Genomic DNA, 19,518 nt, shown 5'->3' with positions numbered 1-19,518 from the left:
TAACTTCAGAACTCTGGTATTCAAATCCCACTTCCATCACCGGTTTCCAGGCCTGCATCAGATCCTTGAAGGTGATCTCCAGTACCATGTTGATGACACGTAATTCGGTGGGCGTAAATTCGCGACCCTCGATCTTGGTGTGGAAACGGCCGCCGCCGCCAAAGAAGTTGTCGACCAGCGCAAACACCAGCTTGGGTTCCAGCACAAACAGCGCTGTACCCCGGAGTGGCTGCACCTTGACAAGATTAAGGCTGGTTGGCACAAACAGGCTGTGCACATACTCGGCGAACTTGAGCATCTGTACACCAGACACCGAGATCTCGCCGGCGCGGCGCAGCATATTGAACAGGCTGATACGGAAATAGCGGGCAAAGCGCTCGTTGATCATTTCCAGCGTTGGCATGCGACCGCGAACAATGCGGTCCTGGCTGGCAAAGTCATAACCGCGGATTTCACCCTCGGGCAACTCCTCGTCGGTCTCTGTTTCTACATCGCCGCCGGAAACACCGTGTAACAGTGCATCGATTTCGTCCTGTGAGAGAAGATCGTTCACTGTGCCGTCCTATTGCATGACAAAACTGGTGAAATAGACATTCTCGATACCCGGCTTGCCGGTTTCGGCTTTCAGCACTTCCTGCACCGCGGCCAGTGTTTCCTGGCGCAGTTTTTCCATACCTTCGCGGGTGTCGAGTTCGACGGGATTCTGGGCCTTGAACAGGAACACCAGATTGTTACGAATGGCCGGACGGTGCTCCTTGATCTGCTCGACAACAGCCGGGTCACGGGTACCCGCTTCAACCGTGATCTGCAGAAACCGAACGTCCGTATCGCCACTGAAATTGACCACAAAGGGCGGATCCAGCGGGACATAACTGAGTGGTGCTTTGGGTTCTTTTTTCTTGCTCCTGGCTTTCTTTTCGCCTTTTTTGGCAGATTTGGCATCGCCGCCGCTTTCCTCGGCAACCACCTCGTCATCGCCACCCAGTACACCGGTCAGCATCAGTGTTGCAGCCGCCGATACGCCCAGCAGCACAACGACTACTGCAATAATAATTATCATTTTGGAACCTGATTTCGGCTTCTCTTCTTCGCCGTCGATATCAAGGTCCAGATCGTCTTCCTTTGCCATGTGCGAATCCCCTTCATGCGTTCAGCTAGAGGATTAGCAAGACGTATGCCACGAAACAGGTCGAGGATATATTCAGTTATTACAGCGGGTTACAGAGGCTTAAATTTTGAGCGACAGAGTTTTGACTAAATTGGCAGTGATCGGCCGACAGAACCTTGGCTGGATACCGAAATATTTGGGGTCAGAGTAAAAACTGCTTCCCGCGTATATCGTTAATCACAAGTTTCAGGTTTTTACTCTGACCCCAAATATTGCCAAATATTGGGAACCCGCGGCAAACTATCGCTGTTACTGCAACTCAGTGTGCCGAGTGAGAAAGCCACTCGCGGAAACCGGCATCCGGCAATGGCTTGCTGATGTGGAAGCCCTGAACCAGGTCGCAGCCCAGGGTTTTCAGCTGTTCGCGAACACCCTGCGCCTCAACCCCTTCAGCAATAACCTTGCAATTGAGATTGTGTCCCAGTTCGATAATGGAACGCACAATCGCGACATCACGCGGATCATTGGCCATGTCCTGCAGGAAGGACTGGTCAATTTTCAGTGTATTGATCGGCAAACGCTTGAGGTATGACAGGGATGAATAGCCGGTACCGAAATCATCGATGGCAATCGAAACGCCGAGTTGTCTAAGCTGCTCCAGAATACTCGCCCCAAGGTCGAGATCGGACATCAGGGTGTCTTCTGTAATTTCCACCTCGAGATGGGAACCGTCGACACCGGCCCTGGCGAGTGCCTGACGAATACCACCAATCAAACCCGGTGACTGGAACGAGCGTGCAGAAACATTGATAGAGATCGCCACCGGTTCTCCGTTTACCCGCCAGTGTTTACTGTGTTCAAGCGCCGTATCCAGCACCCAGTCGGTGATGGGCGATATCATGCCGAGTTGTTCGGCAACGGAAATAAAACGCTTGGGCAGTACCAGTCCCTGCTGGGGGTGCTGCCAGCGTATTAATGCTTCAGCTCCACAGATGCGACCACTCGACAGGTCAATCTTGGGCTGGTAGTGCAGTTCAAACTCTTCGCGTTCCAGTGCACCGTGCAACTGGCCGGAAAACTGCAAATGCTCGGTTGCCGAGGCATCGACCTCGTTTTCAAAGAACAGGAACGGTGCGGAATTCCACTTGGCCCGGTACATGGCACTGTCGGCATGGCTGGCCAGTGAATGGGGGTCTTCGCCGTGCTGCGGGAAAACCGCGATCCCGATAGCGCTGCTCAGGCAAAGCTCACGCCCCTTGAAAGTAAACGGTGCACTCAATGCATTCATGACTTCGCGGGCAACACGTTCAGCCGCCTTCTCGGCATCCTGCACCATCGGCAATACGATACCGAATTCATCGCCGCCAAGTCGTGCCAGGGTATCTGTGTCACGCAGGAGTTTCTGTAACCGTTCGGCAATCATGCGCAACAGTTCATCGCCGGCCTCGTGGCCCAGCGAATCGTTGTACATCTTGAACTGGTTGATATCCAGCACCATGACAGCAACCGAGGCTCCGGGATTACGACGCGCAACAGCCAGCGACGATGCCAGCCGGTCATACCACAGAGTCCGGTTCGCCAGACCCGTGACCTCATCCTGGGTAGACAGTTGCTCCAGGCGCTCGCGATCACTGCGCAGTTCTGTGACATCTTCCATCAGGCAGTGCACACGCAGCACACGTCCTCGACGGTTGGCCGTGGGATAAAAGGCCATTCGATACCAGCGGTCACCTTCGTTTTCATCGCTGACAGGAATTTCCAGTTGCACTGCGTCACCGTCGATCACCTGTTGCCAGGCGGTCAACACACGCTCGCGCTCGGAGCCGGGGATGCGGAAGAAACAGGGAATAGGCGCTTCCATCTCGTCACTACAGAAAGCCTGGGTACCGGGACTGGCATACGTGATACGGTTGGATTCGATATCCACCGTCCACAGTAACTGGGGAATACTGCCCAGCAGTTCGCCGGCAAGATCCTGCTCGTGGCCCAGTTCGTCGCGCTGGCTGGTGAGCTGATCAACGGCGGCGCGCCAGTAACCCTCACTGGTAATCGCCAGGTCCCGGAACACGACCTTGAGCAACGCACATTCCAGTGCGTTCCGGTCGTCGGCATCTATCGCCGGCTCGTGGACGATAAGCTGTTTCAGGTGTTCAACAAAAATCCGGTAGGCGCCGATTGACCAGACTGGCTTGACACCCCAGCGGTAATGGTTACGCCCAACCTGCTCGCTTTCAGCCGCGGCTTTCTCGTCGATATCGCCGTTGAGCAGACTGAGCTGGTGTTCCAGCTGGCCACGCACCAGGTCGCCGATATTGCCGCCCTGCCGCTCGTAGGCGTACAGGACATCGGCAATGTCCGGGTTGTCGAACATGTAGTTGTAGGTTTTTTCGGCAAAGCCGGCCGCGCCCTGCGCGAGGATATTCTGATAACGTTCCAGCAGCCGCGTATCTTCCTCGTTAAGCTGAAGGACGTAATTGAATTCTTTACCGATGACCGGGTGGGAGGATTTCCGTCGTGCTCCGCCCCGCTCCTCCTTCGGTTTTCTGCGTTTGTTCGTGGGTGTTGGCATTGCCAATTCCAGCATTGTTATAGTTGTATCGAGACGTTATCACAGGAAGATGCATAAGTACAATCAATCTGTTAGGGGAATATGGCCGCCTCCCGACAATATTTCCCTGATATTTTGACAGGTTATGCAAACAGGTCGAGCCGGCCGCTCCCGGGCAATGGGTAGACGGGTGTTTCCAGGACAATATCGCCCTCATCTTCCGCTTCCAAAGCCGTATTCCGGCCCATGTTGCCTGCAGCCCCCTGATCTTCCGTCGCCGCCTGTCGCTGCTCGGCAAAGGACTGACCGGAGACATCCACATCGGCCAGTTCCACTCCGGCATTATCAAACATGTCGCGCAAGCGCGGCAGCGCGGCCTCCAGCGCATCGCGCACCACAGCGTGGGCGGAGGTGAACTGGACATTCGCCTGGTCATTCTGAATCTGTATGCGCACCTCCATCGGACCCAGGTGCGCCGGATTGAGCTGGATGCTGGCACGCTGAATGCCCTGTCCGGCCAGCCACTGGACACGCTCACCGAGCGCCTGATCCCAACCCGCCTGGTTAAAAGGGGTATTGAGGGTGACGCCGGGCAACCCGGACGAGGCTGGCGCGGCGGCTGATGCTGGAGGGGTCGGCGTCATAGATGCCAGTGTATTCAGCAGGTTATCGTTGCGTGGCAAAGCCTCAGGGGCGACGGCGGATCTCGCCTCGCTAACAAGCCGGCTGAACAACGCAGAGGCTTCATCCCGGGAAACCTCGGGGCGTACTGTGGCAATCGGCATGAATTCACCCGCCGGCCGTCCCTGCCCTGACGGGCTGCGCTGCAGCGACGGCGTGGCAACATCAGGTAATTCGGCATCCACATCGCCCTGTGCGGCAATGGCCAGCTGTCGCGAAGCTTCGGTCTGTGGACGAACAGCGGGATCTGTCACAACTTTGCGTGTAGCGTAGGCCGGTACATCAGCCAGCAGATCGGCATTGATCGATGCGGCAAGCTTTGGATTTTCATCAACAAACTGCTGGATAGCCGCGGCAACCGCCTGCTCGGGCGCCAGATCTGTATGCTCTGACAGGAGTTTGAGTTTCGCGCTGATATCCTCAAGCACGCTGTCGGCATCCAGCCCCTCCGTTTCCGCCGCGTCCAGCACCTGTTGCAACAGCGGCAACAACTTGCCTTCCTGCGGCAAGGCCTGCAGCGGCTGCGGCAACGATTGCAGCCCGTCCAGGGGGGCGGCCGACGCCTCGCCAAGCGCCCCTACCGCCTGTTGCAGAAGTGGTCCAAACCCGCCTGATGTAGCTCCAGGTTGTTGATTCGGTGAAGTATCTCCCTGTGACAGGGCGGCAAGATCAACGCCTGAAGAAGTCACCGGTAGTGTTGGCAAGGATGCAGTCATTCCTTTGCTCCTGATTCGACCCAAGTTGTCTGTCTGTTACCAGAGCAATGGGCGTGCCAGTTTTTCTGTTACTGCGATTTGTTGCCCGATCGCTGTGCGCGTTCGTCCTGCTCGCGTTGCTCAACACGGTCTTTGGCTTTCTGTTCTTCGTCCCGGTAACGCTCGATCACCTTATCGATCGCCTGCTGATGACTGCGGGTTTCCACCCACTGCCGGCGGGTCTGTTCATGCTGACAGGTACACTGGTCAATGACCGCCTCCTGTTGACGAATCGCTTCGTTGAGGCGCGCCAGAAACACCCGGTAATCCTGCAACCGGCTGGCACCCAGGCCCTGGCCGCCGGAGGCCTGGAAGGCCTCGCTGTACTGATCCCGGTAGGCACAAAGTTCTTCCAGTCTGGAGCGCTGGGCGTCGAGGAACTGCTGACTTTGTCCCAGCTTCTTTACAGCCGCCTGCTCACGGGACTCCGCGACACGTTGTACCGGTTTCATACGTTTGGATCGACTCATGGCGTGCACAATATTCTTCCTCAGTGTATCGGGTTGTCGGCCGGAACCGGTTGAGCGTTAGCCGTGCCGGCTGATTCACCGGGGGGCGAACCAAGTGCCGTGGCCAGGCCGGCCAGACTGTCGTTCCAGGCTACCCGCTCGTGCATGTGCTGTTGCAGGAATTGTGAAAGCTGTGGATACATAGCGATCGCTTCATCCACTTTCGGATCACTACCGGTCTGGTAGGCGCCGACATTAATAAGATCACGGTTCTGCCGGTACATGGCGAAGACCTGTTTGAAACGACGCGCGGCAAGATCATGCTCCGGCGCAACAATATCGACCATGACGCGGCTGATCGAGGCTTCAATATCAATAGCGGGATAATGACCGGCTTCCGCCAGTTCACGTGATAACACCACATGGCCATCCAGAATGGCGCGCGCGGCGTCGGCAATCGGGTCGTTCTGGTCGTCACCTTCCGCCAGCACAGTGTAGAAAGCGGTAATGGAGCCACCACGGTCTCCGGTACCGGCACGTTCCACCAGCTGCGGGAGCCTGGCAAACACCGATGGCGGGTAGCCCTTGGTAGCCGGTGGTTCGCCGATGGCGAGCGCGATTTCGCGTTGCGCCTGGGCAAAGCGCGTCAATGAATCCATCAGTAAAAGCACCTGTTTGCCCTGGTCGCGAAAATGTTCGGCGATACTGGTTGCCATCATGGCACCGTGCATACGCATCAGCGGCGTGGTGTCAGCCGGTGTAGCCACTACGACCGAGCGTGACAGGCCCTCTTCACCCAGTATGTTCTGGACGAATTCCTTGACCTCGCGGCCACGTTCGCCAATCAACCCGACCACGATGACATCGGCGTTGGTATAGCGCGTCATCATGCCAAGCAATACACTCTTGCCAACACCCGAGCCGGCAAATAATCCCATGCGCTGTCCGCGACCAACACTCAGCAGGGCATTGATCGCGGCGACACCAACATCCAGCGGTTCACGTATGGGAGAACGGGTCAACGGGTTGATCGGGCGACCGGTAAGTGGCGCACGCGTCTCATTGTGCAATGGCCCTTTGCCGTCGAGAGGGTGGCCGGCACCATCGATCACACGACCCAGTAACTGGTCCCCGACCGGCGCTTCACAAACACCAGGCGTCGGGATGACTTTTGCGTCCGGGCCCAGCCCCCGTAATTCACCTATCGGCATCAGGTAGATTTTGTCATCGTGGAAACCAACCACTTCGGCCTCGATCGGCTCACCCTGCGACGATTCAATCATGCAGCGTCCACCAATTGCGGCCTGGCAACCTACAGCTTCCAGCGTCAACCCGACCATGCGGGTCAGCTTGCCGGCGACAACCAGTCCCTGTGGCTCACCTGCACGTTGCAGGTAAGGTTGAAGGCGCTGTTGCCATATCCCGCTTCGGTTGGTTTCCAGCATCAGGCTTCCGTTTCGTCTTCGTCACTGCTGCGCAGACCACCCAGCGTGTTGGCAATGATGGCGTTGAGCCGTGATTCTACTGTTGCATCGATTTGTGAATTCTCGGTCAACACCCGGCAGCCGCCGCGCGCCTGTACCGGATCCTCGACGACCTGAATACTGGCGTCACCCTGTTGCAGCGACAGCGCTTCACGAACCAGTACGGCGTCTTCCGGGTGTAGTGACAAACGTATATTGCGTGCCGCGAGTGGCAAGGCAGCCAGGGCCTCGCGTACGACACCAATTACCTGTTCCGGCTCGGATTTAAGTTCGCGTCGTATCAGTTGACGGGCAACAATCATGGCAAGTTGCGCCAGTTGCTGTTCCACGACTTCGTCAAGTTCCCCGAACGGCTGGTCCAGTGCCGCCATTAACTGCTCCAGGCGTTGTATACGTTCGACAAACTCGCCGCTACCGGCCTCGCGACCTTCCTTCAGGCCCTGTTCAAATCCTTCCTGGCGCGCCTGTTCCTGTAGCGCTTCGAGCTGGCGTGCGGTCATGGGGCGCTGTGATTCTCCGGCTACAGCAACTTCCGGCACGCGCCATGACTCGCACCCGTCAGCTTCGCCGCCGCGAATAACCCTAGACAAACTGTTCCGCTCCCTTGCCGCCCAGCGCGATTTCGCCGGACTCGGACATGCGGCGGGCAATGGCAAGAATTTCCTTCTGCGCGCCCTCCACTTCGCTCAGACGTACCGGACCCTTGTTTTCGAGATCGTCGCGCATCATTTCCGCTGCACGCTTGGACATGTTCGCAAACACTTTTTCCTTCATTGCTTCATCGGCACCCTTGAGCGCCAGGATCAGGGTGTCTGAGGAAACTTCGCGCAACAGGGCCTGGATGCCACGATCATCGACATCGATCAGGTTGTCGAAGACAAACATCAGGTCCTGGATCTGTTGTCCCAGTTCGGCGTCGGCGTCCTTGATGGCCTCCATGATCTCGCCCTCGATGGAGCTGTCCACGAAGTTGAGAATATCGGCCGCCGACTTGATGCCACCGACGCTGGATGACTGTACATTCTGGTTACCGGCAAACTGGTTTTCGAGTATCTCATCAAGCTCCTGGAGCGCGCTGGGCTGTATACCGTCAAGTGTCGCAATACGCAGTAAAACATCATGCCGGGTACGTTGCGGGAAGAACTTTATCACTTCGGCAGCATGGTCGTTGTCGAGATAGGACAATACAATCGCCTGGATCTGCGGGTGTTCCAGCCGGATAAGCTCGGCCACGGCACGCGCATCCATCCATTTCAGGGCTTCAAGACCCTTGGTACTACTGCCCAGCAGTATGCGATCCATCAGACCCTTGGCCTTGTCTTCGCCCAGCGCATCGACCATCACGGTACGAATATAGTCCTCGGCGCCAACGCCAAGCGCAGTCTGCTCCTGAACCGTTTCGGTAAAAGTCTCGAGTACCGCGGTGACCTGGTCGCGCGGCACATTGGTCATCGCCGCCATGGCGGCACCGACTTTCTGTACCTCTTTTGGCCCCATGTGCTTGAGCACCTGGGCCGCACTTTCCTCACCCAGCGTCAGCAGTAATACCGCCGCACGTTCGGTACCGTTCAGTTTGGATGCTGCTTCAGCCATCTTCGCCTACCCAGTTCTTGACAACCTGTGCGACACGTTTCGGATCATCGTTGACGACACTCTTCGCTGTTTCAAGTGTTTGTTCGTAACGGTTGGTCTGGGGCGCCGCAAGTTGCGGATTTGCTCCACCGGAAAGACTGAGCTGGTCCTGTCCGCCGTCAACCGCTTCCCCGCCTGCTGCGGCCAGGGCCGCCTGCTGCTGCACAGCCTGCTCACCCTTTTCCGCGAGGCTGCGCATGACGGGCTTGAGTACACCGAACACCACAATCAGCAATCCCAGCGCGCCGGCCGCCTGCTTGGCAACATCCCAGATCCAGGGTTGCTCCATAAAAGACAGTTCGGGAATCTCTTCGACTTCCGGTGGCGGCACGAATGAAGCATTGATAACATTTACGGTATCGCCGCGCTGCGCATTGAAACCGACTGACTCCTTGATCAGTGTTGTAAAACGCTCAAGCTCATCGGCACTCCAGGGCTTGCTGACCAGTTCATCGTTTTCATCGAGCTCCTGCTTGTTATCGATAACCACGGCGATGGAGAGGCGGCGAATATTACCCGTCGACAGTTTGGTGTGGCTGATAGTCTTGTCCAGCTCATAGTTACGCACACTGCGCTTGCTGCGGTTACCACTCGCACCGCCTGTCCCTGTTTCGTCGTTCGACACATTCGGGTCCACCAGCGTCGGCTGTGCAGAGGGCTGGTTGGACAAGGCCCCGGGGATACCGGAAGCGCCCGCCGTTCTTTCATTTGAAATATCTTCACTGACCTGTTCGCTGCGCAACGCCGGAAGATCCGGGTTATAGCTTTCCTGGGTACGTTCGGTCACCGTGAAATCAAGATCGGCATTGACCGTGGCGCGAATTCGCCCGGGACCGACAACGGGCTCCAGCAGCTTGCGAATACGGTCTGTGTAGGTCAGCTCCAGCTTGCGGTTGTAAGAGAACTGGCTGGAGCTGGGCGCCATGCCATTGTCGCCTGCACCGTTACTCAGCAGGTTGCCTCGCTGATCGACGATGGTGACTTTTTTCGCTTCCAGGTGCGGCACGCTGGACGATACCAGGTGCACGATAGCCGAAATCTGCTCTTCGTCCAGGCTACGCCCCGAATACAGGTTCACCATAACCGATGCGGTAGGCCTGGCGCGGTCACGCAGGAAGACCGAGCGTTTCGGAATAGCGAGGTGGACTCTTGCAGACTCGACGTTACGCAGCGTGCTGATGGTGCGACTCAGTTCGCCTTCCAGTGCGTGCTGGTAACGCGCAGTTTCAATAAACTGGCTGGTACCGAAGCCCTGGTCTTTCTGCAGCATTTCAAAACCCATGGCGCCGCCTTCCGGCAGACCATCCCTGGCAAGTTCCATGCGCGCATCGCGCACGCGATTGCTGGCAACCATCACCGCGCCTGTTTTCTGATCGATCTCAAAGGCAATACCGGTTTTCTTCAGCGCATCGACAACCTGGCCGGCATCCTTGTTGCCCAGCCCGGCATAGAGCACGGTGTAGTTAGGCTCCTGCGACCAGAGCACCACGGCCACGCCCAGTGCCACACTGGCCGCCAGCCCGACCATCAGACCGACCTGGCGAAGTGCGGGCAAGCCCTGGAATCCCTGCACAGTTTCCTGTTTAACCATTGCCATATCTGTTCCCTGCCCCTGTTAAACCTGCATGCTCATGATGTCTTTGTAGGCAGACACCAGGCGGTTGCGTACCTCGGTCATGGCCTGGAATGCCACGCCGGCCTTCTGCAGGGCCACCATCACTTCCGCCACATCCACATTGGGATCACCTGCACTGAACGCGGTGGAAAGCTTGCCGGCGGTTTTCTGAATGCTGTTGACTTCATCAACGGACTGCTTGAGCAGCGATGCAAAATCACCGCCTGCCGACTGCGACCTGTCCAGCTCTGCCGGCGTGCTTTGAGCGGCCGCAGTCAAGCGGCGCATTTCTGCCAGAACCTGATCGACGCTACTGATTGTGCTCATATGAAATTCTCCTAGGCCGGGACGGCTATACCCTGTTCGCGCATACGCGCAAGTTTGTAACGCAATGTACGTGGACTGATACCGAGGCGTTCCGCGGCTGCCTTGCGGCTGCCCCGGTCACGGTTCAGCGCATCCAGTATCAACTCGAATTCCTTTGACTTCAGGTCATCACCCAGTCCTTCAGTGGCGGCATTCTCCAGCGGCTTCTCCACGACCGGGGAGGTTGTTTCGGTGAAGCCTGAAGTATCAGATTCAAAACACAGCCCATCAACTTCGATCTGGTCACCACTCAACAGAATCAATGCGCGCTGTATCACGTTGTCGAGTTCACGCACATTTCCGTGCCAGGCGTGTGATAACAGTGCCTGCTGCGCTGCTTTTGACAGGTGAGGCACACAACGCCCATCCGGGCTGTATTTCCGGATCAGGCGGTTAGCCAGCGGCAGAATATCGGCCTTGCGCTCGCGCAGTGGCGTCAGGTGCAAGGGGAAAACATTCAATCGGTAAAACAGGTCTTCGCGGAACCGGCCAGCGGCAACTTCCTCACGCATGCGCCGGTTGGTTGTTGCCAGCACACGAACATTCAGATCAATCACTTCACGCCCACCCAGCCGTTCAACCTCACGTTCCTGTAACACGCGCAGTAACTTGGCCTGCAACCCCAGATCCATTTCCGAGATCTCGTCGAGCAACAGGGTTCCACCCTGTGCCTGTTCAAATTTCCCGGCGCGCGCCTGGTAGGCGCCGGTGAATGCGCCTTTCTCGTAACCGAACAGGCAGGCTTCCAGCATATTCTCGGGGATTGCCGCGCAGTTAATGGCAATGAAGGGGCCGTTTGCGCGTGGTGAATGATCGTGGATCAGGCGTGCAAAAACCTCCTTGCCCACCCCTGACTCGCCACTGATCATCACCGTAGCATCGGTTTTTGCAACACGCTTCGCCAGCGCCGCCAGCTTGCGCGTGGCAGGATCTTCAGCAACAACACCGGGGTCATTATCGGTATCGGGCAGATAGCGCCTGAGCATTTCCACCAACACTTCCGCGTCAAAAGGTTTGACCAGGTAATCTGCTGCGCCGGCGCGCATGGACTGCACGGCTTTTTCAATGGTTCCATAAGCTGTCATCAGCACCACGGGTAACTCCGGGACTGCTGCTTTCAGCTTGTTTAATAACGTATGTCCGTCAATGCCGTCCATCTGCACATCACTGACCACCAGCTGGATGTCATGCTCGCCAACAAGCGTTAGCGCCTGCTCACCATCTGCCGCGGATATCACGGAAAACCCCGCCAGTTCGACGGTTGCGCAAAGCGCATCCCGCAGGGCGGAATCATCTTCAACAATCAGGACTAGCGGTTGATTCATTACACACACCTCGAACGGGCAGTTACTGCCTTTTGCTGTTTCTTCATCATGGCGCTGGGAAGTTGCTGCTCGCGTTGCTGTACTGGCAGACAAACCACGAAACGGGCTCCCGTTGCGTATGAAGGATCAAGTTCTACTGTGCCGTGATGCGCTTCGATGACTGCACGCACCACGGCAAGACCGAGCCCCGTGCCATTGGCACGGGTCGTAAAGAAGGGGTCAAAAATCTGTTCGTGCAGGGACTCGGGAACACCCGGTCCATTATCCTCCAGAACCAGGACGATCTGTGACTGGCGTACCTCTAGCGTCCAGCCCAGCTGGACACCCTCTCCACCGGCATTCAGTGCGTTACTGGCAAGGTTGGAAAGCACACTGGCCAGCACCTCGCGCTGCCCGCGGGTTGTCGGGATCTCGCCTTCTATAGTAACCGCCCACCCAGCATGCCGTGCTTCAAGCTGGGGAAGAAGAGATTCCCGCACCTGTTCCAGCAAATCGGGAAGATAGATACTTTCTTCATCGCAGCAACGGCTGTCCCGCGCAAACACCAGCATGTCATTAACCATGTGGTCAAGGTGGCGCAGGCCGGTGAGCAGACGTTCGACAAAACAATCGTGCTGTTGCCTTGGCAACTCACGTTTGTCGAGCTGTGATGCGTAAAGGAGCGCGGTGGATAACGGGGTACGAATCTGATGCGCCAGACGGGCTGTCATTTGTCCCATACTGGAGAGACGACGGGAATGTGCCACCTCGTCCTGAAGCACACGGATTTCGTCGAGCAGACGGCTGCGTTCGGTTCGCGCAACACCCAGTTCCTCAGTCAGGGACGTCACTTGCTGCTGCAAGGCCTGGTAGGAGCCGGTGAGCTGCTCCGATACCTGGTTAAACCGGGCAAAAGCTTCCTGAAGTTGCTGACTGCTGGCGGCCGACTGGCTCATGACTGGACCTGCTCCTGTGCTTCGTTAGGCGGGGCTCTGGCGCCCACCAGCTACAAAGCAAGGAGTATGCCCAAATTGTAAAGGTATTCCAGATCAACAGGTTAAGACGCCTGTCAAAAAGTGACGTCAAACTCCCGGCGCATTATCGGAGCGCTGCAGTCCATACTTGCGAAGTTTTTCCACCAGCGTTGTGCGACGCATGCCGAGCCGTTTGGCGGCCTGTGCCACCACGCCATTGGCATCGTCGAGCGCCTGTTTGATGAAACCGACTTCGAGGTTACTGAGGTGTTCCTTGAGGTCCAGACCATTACGCGGCAGGCGTGGCTCAACCTCATCCATATAGCTGACGGGCTGGGCGTGCGCGGCAAGCAGTTCTTCGTCGAATTGCATCTTTTCCCCGCCCGCGCCATCGGTCTGGAATTTTTCAGGCAAATCGCCCATGTCGACCACTCCGAACGGGTACAGGATGGCAAGACGCTCAATCAGGTTGGCCAGTTCGCGCACGTTACCGGGCCAGTTGTACTGGCAAAGGGCCAGTATCGCCCCCTGTGTCAATCTTACTGAACCGCGTTTTTCGTGTTCAATACGACGGATCAATTCGTTGACCAGCAACGGGATATCTTCAACACGATCGCGCAACGGGGGCATTTCGATGGGGAAAACATTCAGGCGGTAGAACAGATCTTCACGGAATGTACCATCCGTGATCGCCTTCTCCAGATCACGGTGTGTTGCGGCGATAATGCGCACATCAGCGTGAATACTTTTGTTACTGCCAACACGTTCGAAAGTGCGTTCCTGCAGGACACGCAACAGCTTGACCTGCATGTTAAGACTCATATCACCGATTTCGTCGAGGAACAGCGTACCACTCTCGGCCAGTTCAAAACGCCCCTGTCGCGCACTGATGGCGCCGGTAAAGGCGCCCTTCTCATGACCGAACAGTTCGGATTCCAGCAGATCGCCGGGGATGGCGCCGCAGTTTACGGGGACAAAAGCATTTTCACGCCGGTTCGAGTAATAGTGGAGGTTGCGCGCAACCACTTCCTTACCGGTGCCGGACTCGCCAAGTATCAGTACATTGGCATCGGATTTTGCAACCTGCTGAATCATCCGCCGTACCATTTGTACCGAACGGCTGGTGCCAACCAGGCTGCGGAACAGGTCAACCGGGCGCTGCTGCGCACTGTCCACCTGGGTTTCGCGGTATACCTCGGCCTGGTGCAACGCACTCGTCAGCTGAGTGTAATGTACGGGGACTTCAACGCGTCCGAGAATGCAGGAACTGGGTTCGATCGCCACCGTGGGTTCACGGTTTTTCTCGGTCAGCAGGAAGATGGGGAGATGTTCGTCGAAGTCGTGGATTTCTTTCAGCAGCTTTTGCAGTGCCTTGTCGTTTTTACAGCTACCGACAAGCACCGCCAGTACCTCCTGCGCATCCTCGATCTTGCTCTTCCATGCGCCACAATCGGAAGCCAGGTCCGGTTCGTAGTTGATAAACCGTAATACGGATTCCAGTTCACGACCGCGGTCGGAATCCGCTTCGATGATGAGTACCCTGGGTTCGCTGACTGACACCTGTTATTCCCCTCGACCGGGCCACTTAACAAATCTGACTGGCGTTATATGATTGTTGGAAAACCTTGAATGCCTAAAGTTAAGCACTCCACGCCACAAATGTCAAAATTTTGTCGTAAATAGGGCCGAGGGCGAAAACATACACCAACCAACTGTATTAAATAGATAAATCAGGGGCAGACAAAAAATCACAGGGCAATAGCCTCGCCCACCACCAATCGCCGCACAAAACTCCCGCGCAATGGCGTTGGAAATCCGTGAATTAGCGAGCGTGGCTGAGATAGGCGCTGGTCGCTGTACGACCAACATTATGCGTATGTATTTCTGCACCAAGCTGTGTCTGGCACTGTTTGCCAAGCTCGGCGACCTGTTGGTTCAGGCTGAGAATTTCCCTGATGGCTGCGGCAATTTCTACGGCATCCTGCTCGGCAGCGGGCTTGCTGAAGCACTCCATAACGATTTCTTTACGGCGCACTTCCAGTTCTGCAACCCTGTTCCACTCCAGCGCTCCGGCCAGCTCGAGCATTTCCTTGCTCAGGTGGACGATTTTACTGATTTGTTCACGACGGACACTATCCATGGTACTTGATTCCCTCTTTGGTTCTCAGGCTGCCGGGCTAGGCTGTGCAGCAGGATGATCGGCGATCGCATCCCAGGCTTCCTTGATCTGGCGAAGCAGGTCAGACACTTCGTCCAGCATGGCCGTATCGTTCCTGCTATGCGCCTCAACGAGGCGACGCTCCATATACAGATACAAATCTTCCAGGTTCCGGGAAATTTCGCCGCCTTTCTCCATATCAAGGCTGGATTTCAATCCATCCAGTATCGATATGGCACTGCTGATCTGATCACCTTTGACCTGTGTATCGCCACGCTCCATGCTTCCTCTGGCGGCAGCAATTTTGTCCAGTGCGCCTTCCATCAACATCTGAATCAGCCTGTGCGGAGTGGCTGATTCAACTCCGGTCTGTACGGCATTCTGGCTATACCGGTTCAGCGCATTTCGAACCCCTGAAAAACTCATGTTTTACTCCCTTAATTCCTACCCGTGCTAATGGTTGGTAACGCAGCCAGCTGCTGAGTCAGAAATGCGCTGGTGCCCTGTAACTGTCCCATCAGGCTGTCTAGTCGATTGAATTGGTCCAGTAATGACTGTTCTCGCTGATCCAGCCGGAACTCCATTGTAAAAATACGATCTTCCACAGACCGCACGCTGTCATTAATGCTGTCTTCGCGAGTCTTCAGCAGGCCATCAAAATTTACGAAATCATTTACCACACTGTCCAGGCGAAACAGGTAGCCTTCACTGTCGTTTGCGAACAGTTCGGCAACCCCGGCAAAATCAGTTGCAATAGCGGCTTCAAGGTCAGCCGTATCCAGTGACAGTGAACCGTCGCGCTGAAAAGTCACACCCACCTCGGTCAGGTAGGCGAACCCTGTGGCCAATCCCGCAGGGGCCGTATTGAACACTGTACGCATCTGGCTTTCGATGCTGCGCAGGGTACTGTCCAGCGTTGAACCGGCTCCCTCCATACCTTGCATAATCGTGCGCAGTTCATTGAACTCGTCGACAAATGACTGAACGGAGGCTTTTACTGCATCGATATCACGGGTTATGGATAACCCATCGGCAGCAGTCGATACCCCGACAAGGTTTAAGGTCACCCCGGAAATGGCATCGCTGATGGTATTGCCCGGTCGCGTGATGGTATACAGACCATCGAGCACAACTTCTGAATCAAGTAGCGTTGGATCAGTAATATCCGTAAGCCCAAGGTCAGTCCCCAGAGACCCGGTAAAAGACAGGCTCATTGCATTGACATTGCCTGTCTCGGTAGACGTCAGTACCAGGCGATTGCTGCCCGTGCTTTCAGTGACAATCGTTGCAGAGACACCGGTATTGTCAGGTGCATCGTTAATCGCATCGCGCAGCTGGGTCAGGGTGAGGCCACCCCCATTGACAGTAAAAGCATTGCCTGCAACCGTCAGTGTAATCTGGTCACCGGCGCCACCCAGGGTCGTGGTGTCGGTGTCGGCAATAGCGACAGAGCCCATCTTGTGGGCGAGCGCCAGTTTGTTCACCTGGATCGTACTGGTACTGACAGCGGCGTTGCTGTCGGCTGTTGCTGTGAAAGCCGCTTCATTGGAGGATTCTGCCTTGTAGACTTCAAAGGCATTCAGTGTCTTGAGGCTGGCGAGGGTATCCTGAAAGGTGCTCAGCGTACTCTTTAGCGTCCCGATCGTGCTCAACTGGGTTTCAAAGCTGCGCTTGTCAGCCTGCAGGCGGTTAAGCGGCCGACGCTCTATCGCCATTAACTGGTCGACGATGCTTCTGACATCAAGTCCGGAACCGACACCGGGAGAGCTAATCATGCTTCAACCTCTTTGTTGAATCTAAAGTACCTGTCTGTCATTTAGCAAAAGCAGTGCCAGCTCATGCCTGCTCGCTGAAAATCAGGCTTTCCGGAGAATCCAGTTTCTCCGCCATGCGCAGTGTTTCCTCGGAAGGGATTTGCCTGATCACCCGTTTTGTTTCTGAATCAACCACTTCTATAACAGTTCTACCAGTGGTTTCGTCAATATTGAACTGAAGGTCGCGCTGGAAGTTCTGCACAAAGTCAGTGATTTTGCTCACTGCTGATGCCACCTGTTCGGATTCAACGGCCTTGTGATCGTTGCCGGGTGGCAGTAATTGTCCGCTGGCGGCGGCCGGCTCATTCCTCTTGATATCTTCAGCAGCCACAGCTTTGGGCGCAGAGGGATAGATGGTTGGCTGCGGTTCTTGCAGTCGGACACTGTCCAGCACTTTTGTCGTTGTTAAATAATCGGATGACATCATATTCACCTACTCTATTAACGCAGGGCGGGTGGCGCATCCCTGCGACCACCCATCCCTGGTATTACTTCGACAAACGTATTGCTTACTGCAACAGCGCCAGCGCCGACTGTGGCAAGGTATTCGCCTGCGACAACATGGCTACACCAGCCTGTTGCAATATCTGCGCTCGCGTCAAGTTGGCGGTTTCCGCGGCGAAATCCGTATCCATGATTCGTCCACGAGCCGCCGCCGTGTTCTCACGGGTGGTTTCCAGACTGCGTACGGCGATCTCAATGCGGCTCTGCACCGCACCCAGTGTGCCTCGCTCGGTATTGACGGTATCCAGTGCAGTATCTACAAGCGTAATGGCAGCCTGGGCATTGGCCGATGTGGTAATGTCAGTACCTGTCACAGCTGTGACATCGGCGTCTGCAGCCATATTGGTCGTGGTCACCGTGATACGATCGTTTGCACTGTTGTTCGCACCGACCTGGAAGGCCTGCGCACCTGCGCCACCGGCCAGAATGGCAGTGCCATTGAACTCGGTACCAGCAAGAATACGACCAATCTCTGTACCCAGCTGCTGAAATTCAGCGTCCAGACTGGCACGGTCAGTCGTGCCGTTAGTCGCATTGGCTGACTGCACAGACAGTTCGCGCATACGCTGCAGGGCTTCGGTCACACTACCCAGTGCGCCTTCTGCAGTCTGCGCCAGAGAGATACCGTCACCCGCATTGCGGATACCGACAGTCAGGCCACGTACCTGGGCGTTCATACGCTCGGCGATAGCCAGGCCGGCCGCGTCATCCTTGGCGGAGTTAACACGCAGGCCGGAAGACAGGCGCTGCAGTGAGCTATTCAGCGCACTCTGGGAATTGGTCAGGTTACGCTGGGCATTTAGCGAAGCAATGTTGGTGTTTACAGTTAATGCCATGATTGACACTCCTACAATTTGAAGGCGTTGCAGCCAGGGAAATTTTCCCGATTGCGATGCCTGTTATCACTAGCGGATATACCATTGATGTTGGTATTTACCGCTTCCGGTATTGTTAGCGTTCGTCGGGCGACAAACTTTAGGCGGGTAAACCGTAATGGACTCCATGACCCCAGACCCCCGTCATTCAAGCAGTTAGCCCGGAAATCGTTACAAACCGGAGGCCTTGCCCGGTGCCAGCGACTGGCGACGCGATCCACCTGACGGATCCAGCGCGTCTAGCCAGTCATCCAGGTGCTGTTGCAGGAAGTGATGCTCCCTCACCCAGTCACGCAAGGTATCGCCGGCTTTCCAGTTCGCATCCAGGTCGTGGATATGCTCCCTGATGGCGCTGACCCAGGCCCGGGTCTTGTTGCTGACCCGGTGAACAGGTGCATCCTTGTAGGGTTCTATGTCTGTGGCGATAACCGGCCATCCCATGGCCCCGTACTCGAGTACTCTCAGGTTACTCTTGCAACGGTTGAAACGGTTACGTTCCAGTGGCGCCACAGCCAGGTCAAGGTTGAGTTTTGCCAATGCGGCAGGATAGTCACCAAACGCCACATACTCGTGAACTTCCTTCACATAGGGACGGAGAAAATCCGGGCACATGCCCATAAAGATCCAGTCTACTTCGTCAGCCGTCTCCCGTACGGCATCGGCGATGATCTCAAGGTCGCCATAGTGCTGCATGGCACCGGCCCAACCTACGCGTGGCTTGACACCGCAGCCTCTGCGTGACTCCAGCTTGTCCCACATGCCGGCATCCAGGTAATTCGGCACAACACGGATATCACTGATAAACCCGGACAACTCGTCGGCCAGCGCTTCGTTGGTTACCACCAGTCTGTCCACCAGTGAAAGACAGGTGCGCAAGCGTTTCTTAATGTCCCTGTACCCCGTCTTGAAACGTGGGCTTTTCGGTGGAACGGCAAACATCAGGTCATCCTGGCCAAAGATCGTAAACATATTCGGCACTTTCCTGTACTGGCGAAGTGAATCGATGCAGGTGTCGTGCAAACTGTTCTGCAACAGCAGGACATCCGCTTGAATCCGTTCCATTTCCACGACGCTCGGCATAGGATCAAGGGTTTGCCCCTTGAAGGGCACAGCTGAGAAATGGGCTTTTCCAGCGGCAGACAATGCCTCCAGCGGCTGGGCAACCCGGTAGGCCCAGACCACATATGAACCATAACCACAGCCCGTTATTCTAGGCAAATCCCGGATATTCGGGTCCCAGACCGGCTTAAG

Annotated in this window: 19 protein-coding genes; all 19 read right to left on the bottom strand. The window is 56.1% G+C overall.

Annotated features, from left to right (window positions below; genetic code table 11):
- A partial coding sequence (locus ACW81B_RS05400; RefSeq protein WP_491579196.1) for a flagellar motor switch protein FliM occupies positions 1–553 on the bottom strand: 553 nt, incomplete at its 3' end.
- 9 nt (positions 554–562) lie between these two features.
- Entirely contained in the window at positions 563–1,129 is a 567-nt protein-coding gene (locus tag ACW81B_RS05395) for a flagellar basal body-associated FliL family protein (RefSeq protein ID WP_491579195.1), read from the bottom strand.
- Positions 1,130–1,427: 298 nt separating this feature from the next.
- Positions 1,428–3,677, bottom strand: coding sequence for a putative bifunctional diguanylate cyclase/phosphodiesterase (locus ACW81B_RS05390; RefSeq protein WP_491579194.1), 2,250 nt, complete (start codon positions 3,675–3,677; stop codon positions 1,428–1,430).
- 122 nt (positions 3,678–3,799) lie between these two features.
- Positions 3,800–5,053 carry a flagellar hook-length control protein FliK gene (locus ACW81B_RS05385; protein ID WP_491579193.1) on the bottom strand — a complete coding sequence of 418 codons (1,254 nt, stop codon included), beginning with the start codon at positions 5,051–5,053 and terminating at the stop codon, positions 3,800–3,802.
- A 68-nt stretch (positions 5,054–5,121) separates the two neighbouring features.
- Positions 5,122–5,562, bottom strand: a complete 441-nt coding sequence (fliJ, locus tag ACW81B_RS05380) for a flagellar export protein FliJ (RefSeq protein WP_491579192.1) — start codon at positions 5,560–5,562, stop codon at positions 5,122–5,124.
- 20 nt (positions 5,563–5,582) lie between these two features.
- Entirely contained in the window at positions 5,583–6,986 is a 1,404-nt protein-coding gene (gene fliI / locus ACW81B_RS05375) for a flagellar protein export ATPase FliI (RefSeq protein ID WP_491579191.1), read from the bottom strand.
- Positions 6,986–7,615: a FliH/SctL family protein gene (locus tag ACW81B_RS05370; RefSeq protein WP_491579190.1), complete on the bottom strand. Its 630-nt coding sequence runs from the start codon at positions 7,613–7,615 to the stop codon at positions 6,986–6,988. The genes fliI and ACW81B_RS05370 overlap by 1 nt, the downstream gene beginning before the upstream one ends.
- A complete protein-coding gene (gene fliG / locus ACW81B_RS05365) occupies positions 7,608–8,618 on the bottom strand; it encodes a flagellar motor switch protein FliG (RefSeq protein ID WP_491579189.1) in 1,011 nt (336 codons plus the stop codon). Before fliG ends, ACW81B_RS05370 begins: the two co-directional genes overlap by 8 nt.
- Positions 8,611–10,254, bottom strand: a complete 1,644-nt coding sequence (fliF, locus tag ACW81B_RS05360; RefSeq protein WP_491579188.1) for a flagellar basal-body MS-ring/collar protein FliF — start codon at positions 10,252–10,254, stop codon at positions 8,611–8,613. The genes fliG and fliF overlap by 8 nt, the downstream gene beginning before the upstream one ends.
- An 18-nt stretch (positions 10,255–10,272) precedes the next feature.
- Positions 10,273–10,599 (bottom strand): flagellar hook-basal body complex protein FliE, encoded by a 327-nt coding sequence (gene fliE, locus ACW81B_RS05355; RefSeq protein ID WP_491579187.1) that lies wholly within the window; start codon positions 10,597–10,599, stop codon positions 10,273–10,275.
- Positions 10,600–10,610: 11 nt separating this feature from the next.
- Entirely contained in the window at positions 10,611–11,963 is a 1,353-nt protein-coding gene (locus tag ACW81B_RS05350; RefSeq protein WP_491579186.1) for a sigma-54-dependent transcriptional regulator, read from the bottom strand.
- Positions 11,963–12,898 carry a sensor histidine kinase gene (locus ACW81B_RS05345; protein WP_491579185.1) on the bottom strand — a complete coding sequence of 312 codons (936 nt, stop codon included), beginning with the start codon at positions 12,896–12,898 and terminating at the stop codon, positions 11,963–11,965. The genes ACW81B_RS05350 and ACW81B_RS05345 overlap by 1 nt, the downstream gene beginning before the upstream one ends.
- A gap of 126 nt (positions 12,899–13,024) precedes the next feature.
- On the bottom strand, positions 13,025–14,476 hold the full coding sequence (locus ACW81B_RS05340; RefSeq protein WP_491579184.1) for a sigma-54 dependent transcriptional regulator: 1,452 nt from the start codon (positions 14,474–14,476) through the stop codon (positions 13,025–13,027).
- Between the two features lie 262 nt (positions 14,477–14,738).
- On the bottom strand, positions 14,739–15,056 hold the full coding sequence (locus tag ACW81B_RS05335; RefSeq protein ID WP_491579183.1) for a flagellar protein FliT: 318 nt from the start codon (positions 15,054–15,056) through the stop codon (positions 14,739–14,741).
- A 24-nt stretch (positions 15,057–15,080) separates the two neighbouring features.
- Positions 15,081–15,500, bottom strand: coding sequence for a flagellar export chaperone FliS (gene fliS, locus ACW81B_RS05330; protein ID WP_491579182.1), 420 nt, complete (start codon positions 15,498–15,500; stop codon positions 15,081–15,083).
- An 11-nt stretch (positions 15,501–15,511) separates the two neighbouring features.
- On the bottom strand, positions 15,512–16,849 hold the full coding sequence (fliD, locus tag ACW81B_RS05325; RefSeq protein ID WP_491579181.1) for a flagellar filament capping protein FliD: 1,338 nt from the start codon (positions 16,847–16,849) through the stop codon (positions 15,512–15,514).
- A gap of 61 nt (positions 16,850–16,910) precedes the next feature.
- Complete coding sequence (locus tag ACW81B_RS05320) at positions 16,911–17,315, bottom strand: flagellar protein FlaG (protein ID WP_491579180.1); 405 nt, start codon at positions 17,313–17,315, stop codon at positions 16,911–16,913.
- A gap of 82 nt (positions 17,316–17,397) precedes the next feature.
- On the bottom strand, positions 17,398–18,228 hold the full coding sequence (locus ACW81B_RS05315) for a flagellin N-terminal helical domain-containing protein (RefSeq protein ID WP_491579179.1): 831 nt from the start codon (positions 18,226–18,228) through the stop codon (positions 17,398–17,400).
- A 210-nt stretch (positions 18,229–18,438) separates the two neighbouring features.
- Positions 18,439–19,518, bottom strand: a 1,080-nt coding sequence (locus ACW81B_RS05310) for a glycosyltransferase (RefSeq protein WP_491579178.1), incomplete at its 5' end; no start/stop codon positions are given.

This window comes from Thiogranum sp. (assembly GCF_058323355.1).
The sequence above is the reverse complement of the archived record's forward strand: the minus strand, read 5'-3'. Positions and strand labels throughout refer to the sequence as shown.

What these genes read in the sequence shown, in the direction of transcription:
- fliI (WP_491579191.1), bottom strand. Translation starts at nt 6,986, where the DNA reads ATGCTGGAAACCAACCGAAGCGGGATATGGCAACAGCGCCTTCAACCT.
- fliJ (WP_491579192.1), bottom strand. Translation starts at nt 5,562, where the DNA reads ATGAGTCGATCCAAACGTATGAAACCGGTACAACGTGTCGCGGAGTCC.
- fliF (WP_491579188.1), bottom strand. Translation starts at nt 10,254, where the DNA reads ATGGCAATGGTTAAACAGGAAACTGTGCAGGGATTCCAGGGCTTGCCC.
- ACW81B_RS05350 (WP_491579186.1), bottom strand. Translation starts at nt 11,963, where the DNA reads ATGAATCAACCGCTAGTCCTGATTGTTGAAGATGATTCCGCCCTGCGG.
- ACW81B_RS05390 (WP_491579194.1), bottom strand. Translation starts at nt 3,677, where the DNA reads ATGCCAACACCCACGAACAAACGCAGAAAACCGAAGGAGGAGCGGGGC.
- ACW81B_RS05335 (WP_491579183.1), bottom strand. Translation starts at nt 15,056, where the DNA reads ATGGATAGTGTCCGTCGTGAACAAATCAGTAAAATCGTCCACCTGAGC.
- fliG (WP_491579189.1), bottom strand. Translation starts at nt 8,618, where the DNA reads ATGGCTGAAGCAGCATCCAAACTGAACGGTACCGAACGTGCGGCGGTA.
- fliS (WP_491579182.1), bottom strand. Translation starts at nt 15,500, where the DNA reads ATGAGTTTTTCAGGGGTTCGAAATGCGCTGAACCGGTATAGCCAGAAT.
- ACW81B_RS05315 (WP_491579179.1), bottom strand. Translation starts at nt 18,228, where the DNA reads ATGGCATTAACTGTAAACACCAACATTGCTTCGCTAAATGCCCAGCGT.
- ACW81B_RS05345 (WP_491579185.1), bottom strand. Translation starts at nt 12,898, where the DNA reads ATGAGCCAGTCGGCCGCCAGCAGTCAGCAACTTCAGGAAGCTTTTGCC.
- fliD (WP_491579181.1), bottom strand. Translation starts at nt 16,849, where the DNA reads ATGATTAGCTCTCCCGGTGTCGGTTCCGGACTTGATGTCAGAAGCATC.
- ACW81B_RS05385 (WP_491579193.1), bottom strand. Translation starts at nt 5,053, where the DNA reads ATGACTGCATCCTTGCCAACACTACCGGTGACTTCTTCAGGCGTTGAT.
- ACW81B_RS05395 (WP_491579195.1), bottom strand. Translation starts at nt 1,129, where the DNA reads ATGGCAAAGGAAGACGATCTGGACCTTGATATCGACGGCGAAGAAGAG.
- ACW81B_RS05320 (WP_491579180.1), bottom strand. Translation starts at nt 17,315, where the DNA reads ATGATGTCATCCGATTATTTAACAACGACAAAAGTGCTGGACAGTGTC.
- fliE (WP_491579187.1), bottom strand. Translation starts at nt 10,599, where the DNA reads ATGAGCACAATCAGTAGCGTCGATCAGGTTCTGGCAGAAATGCGCCGC.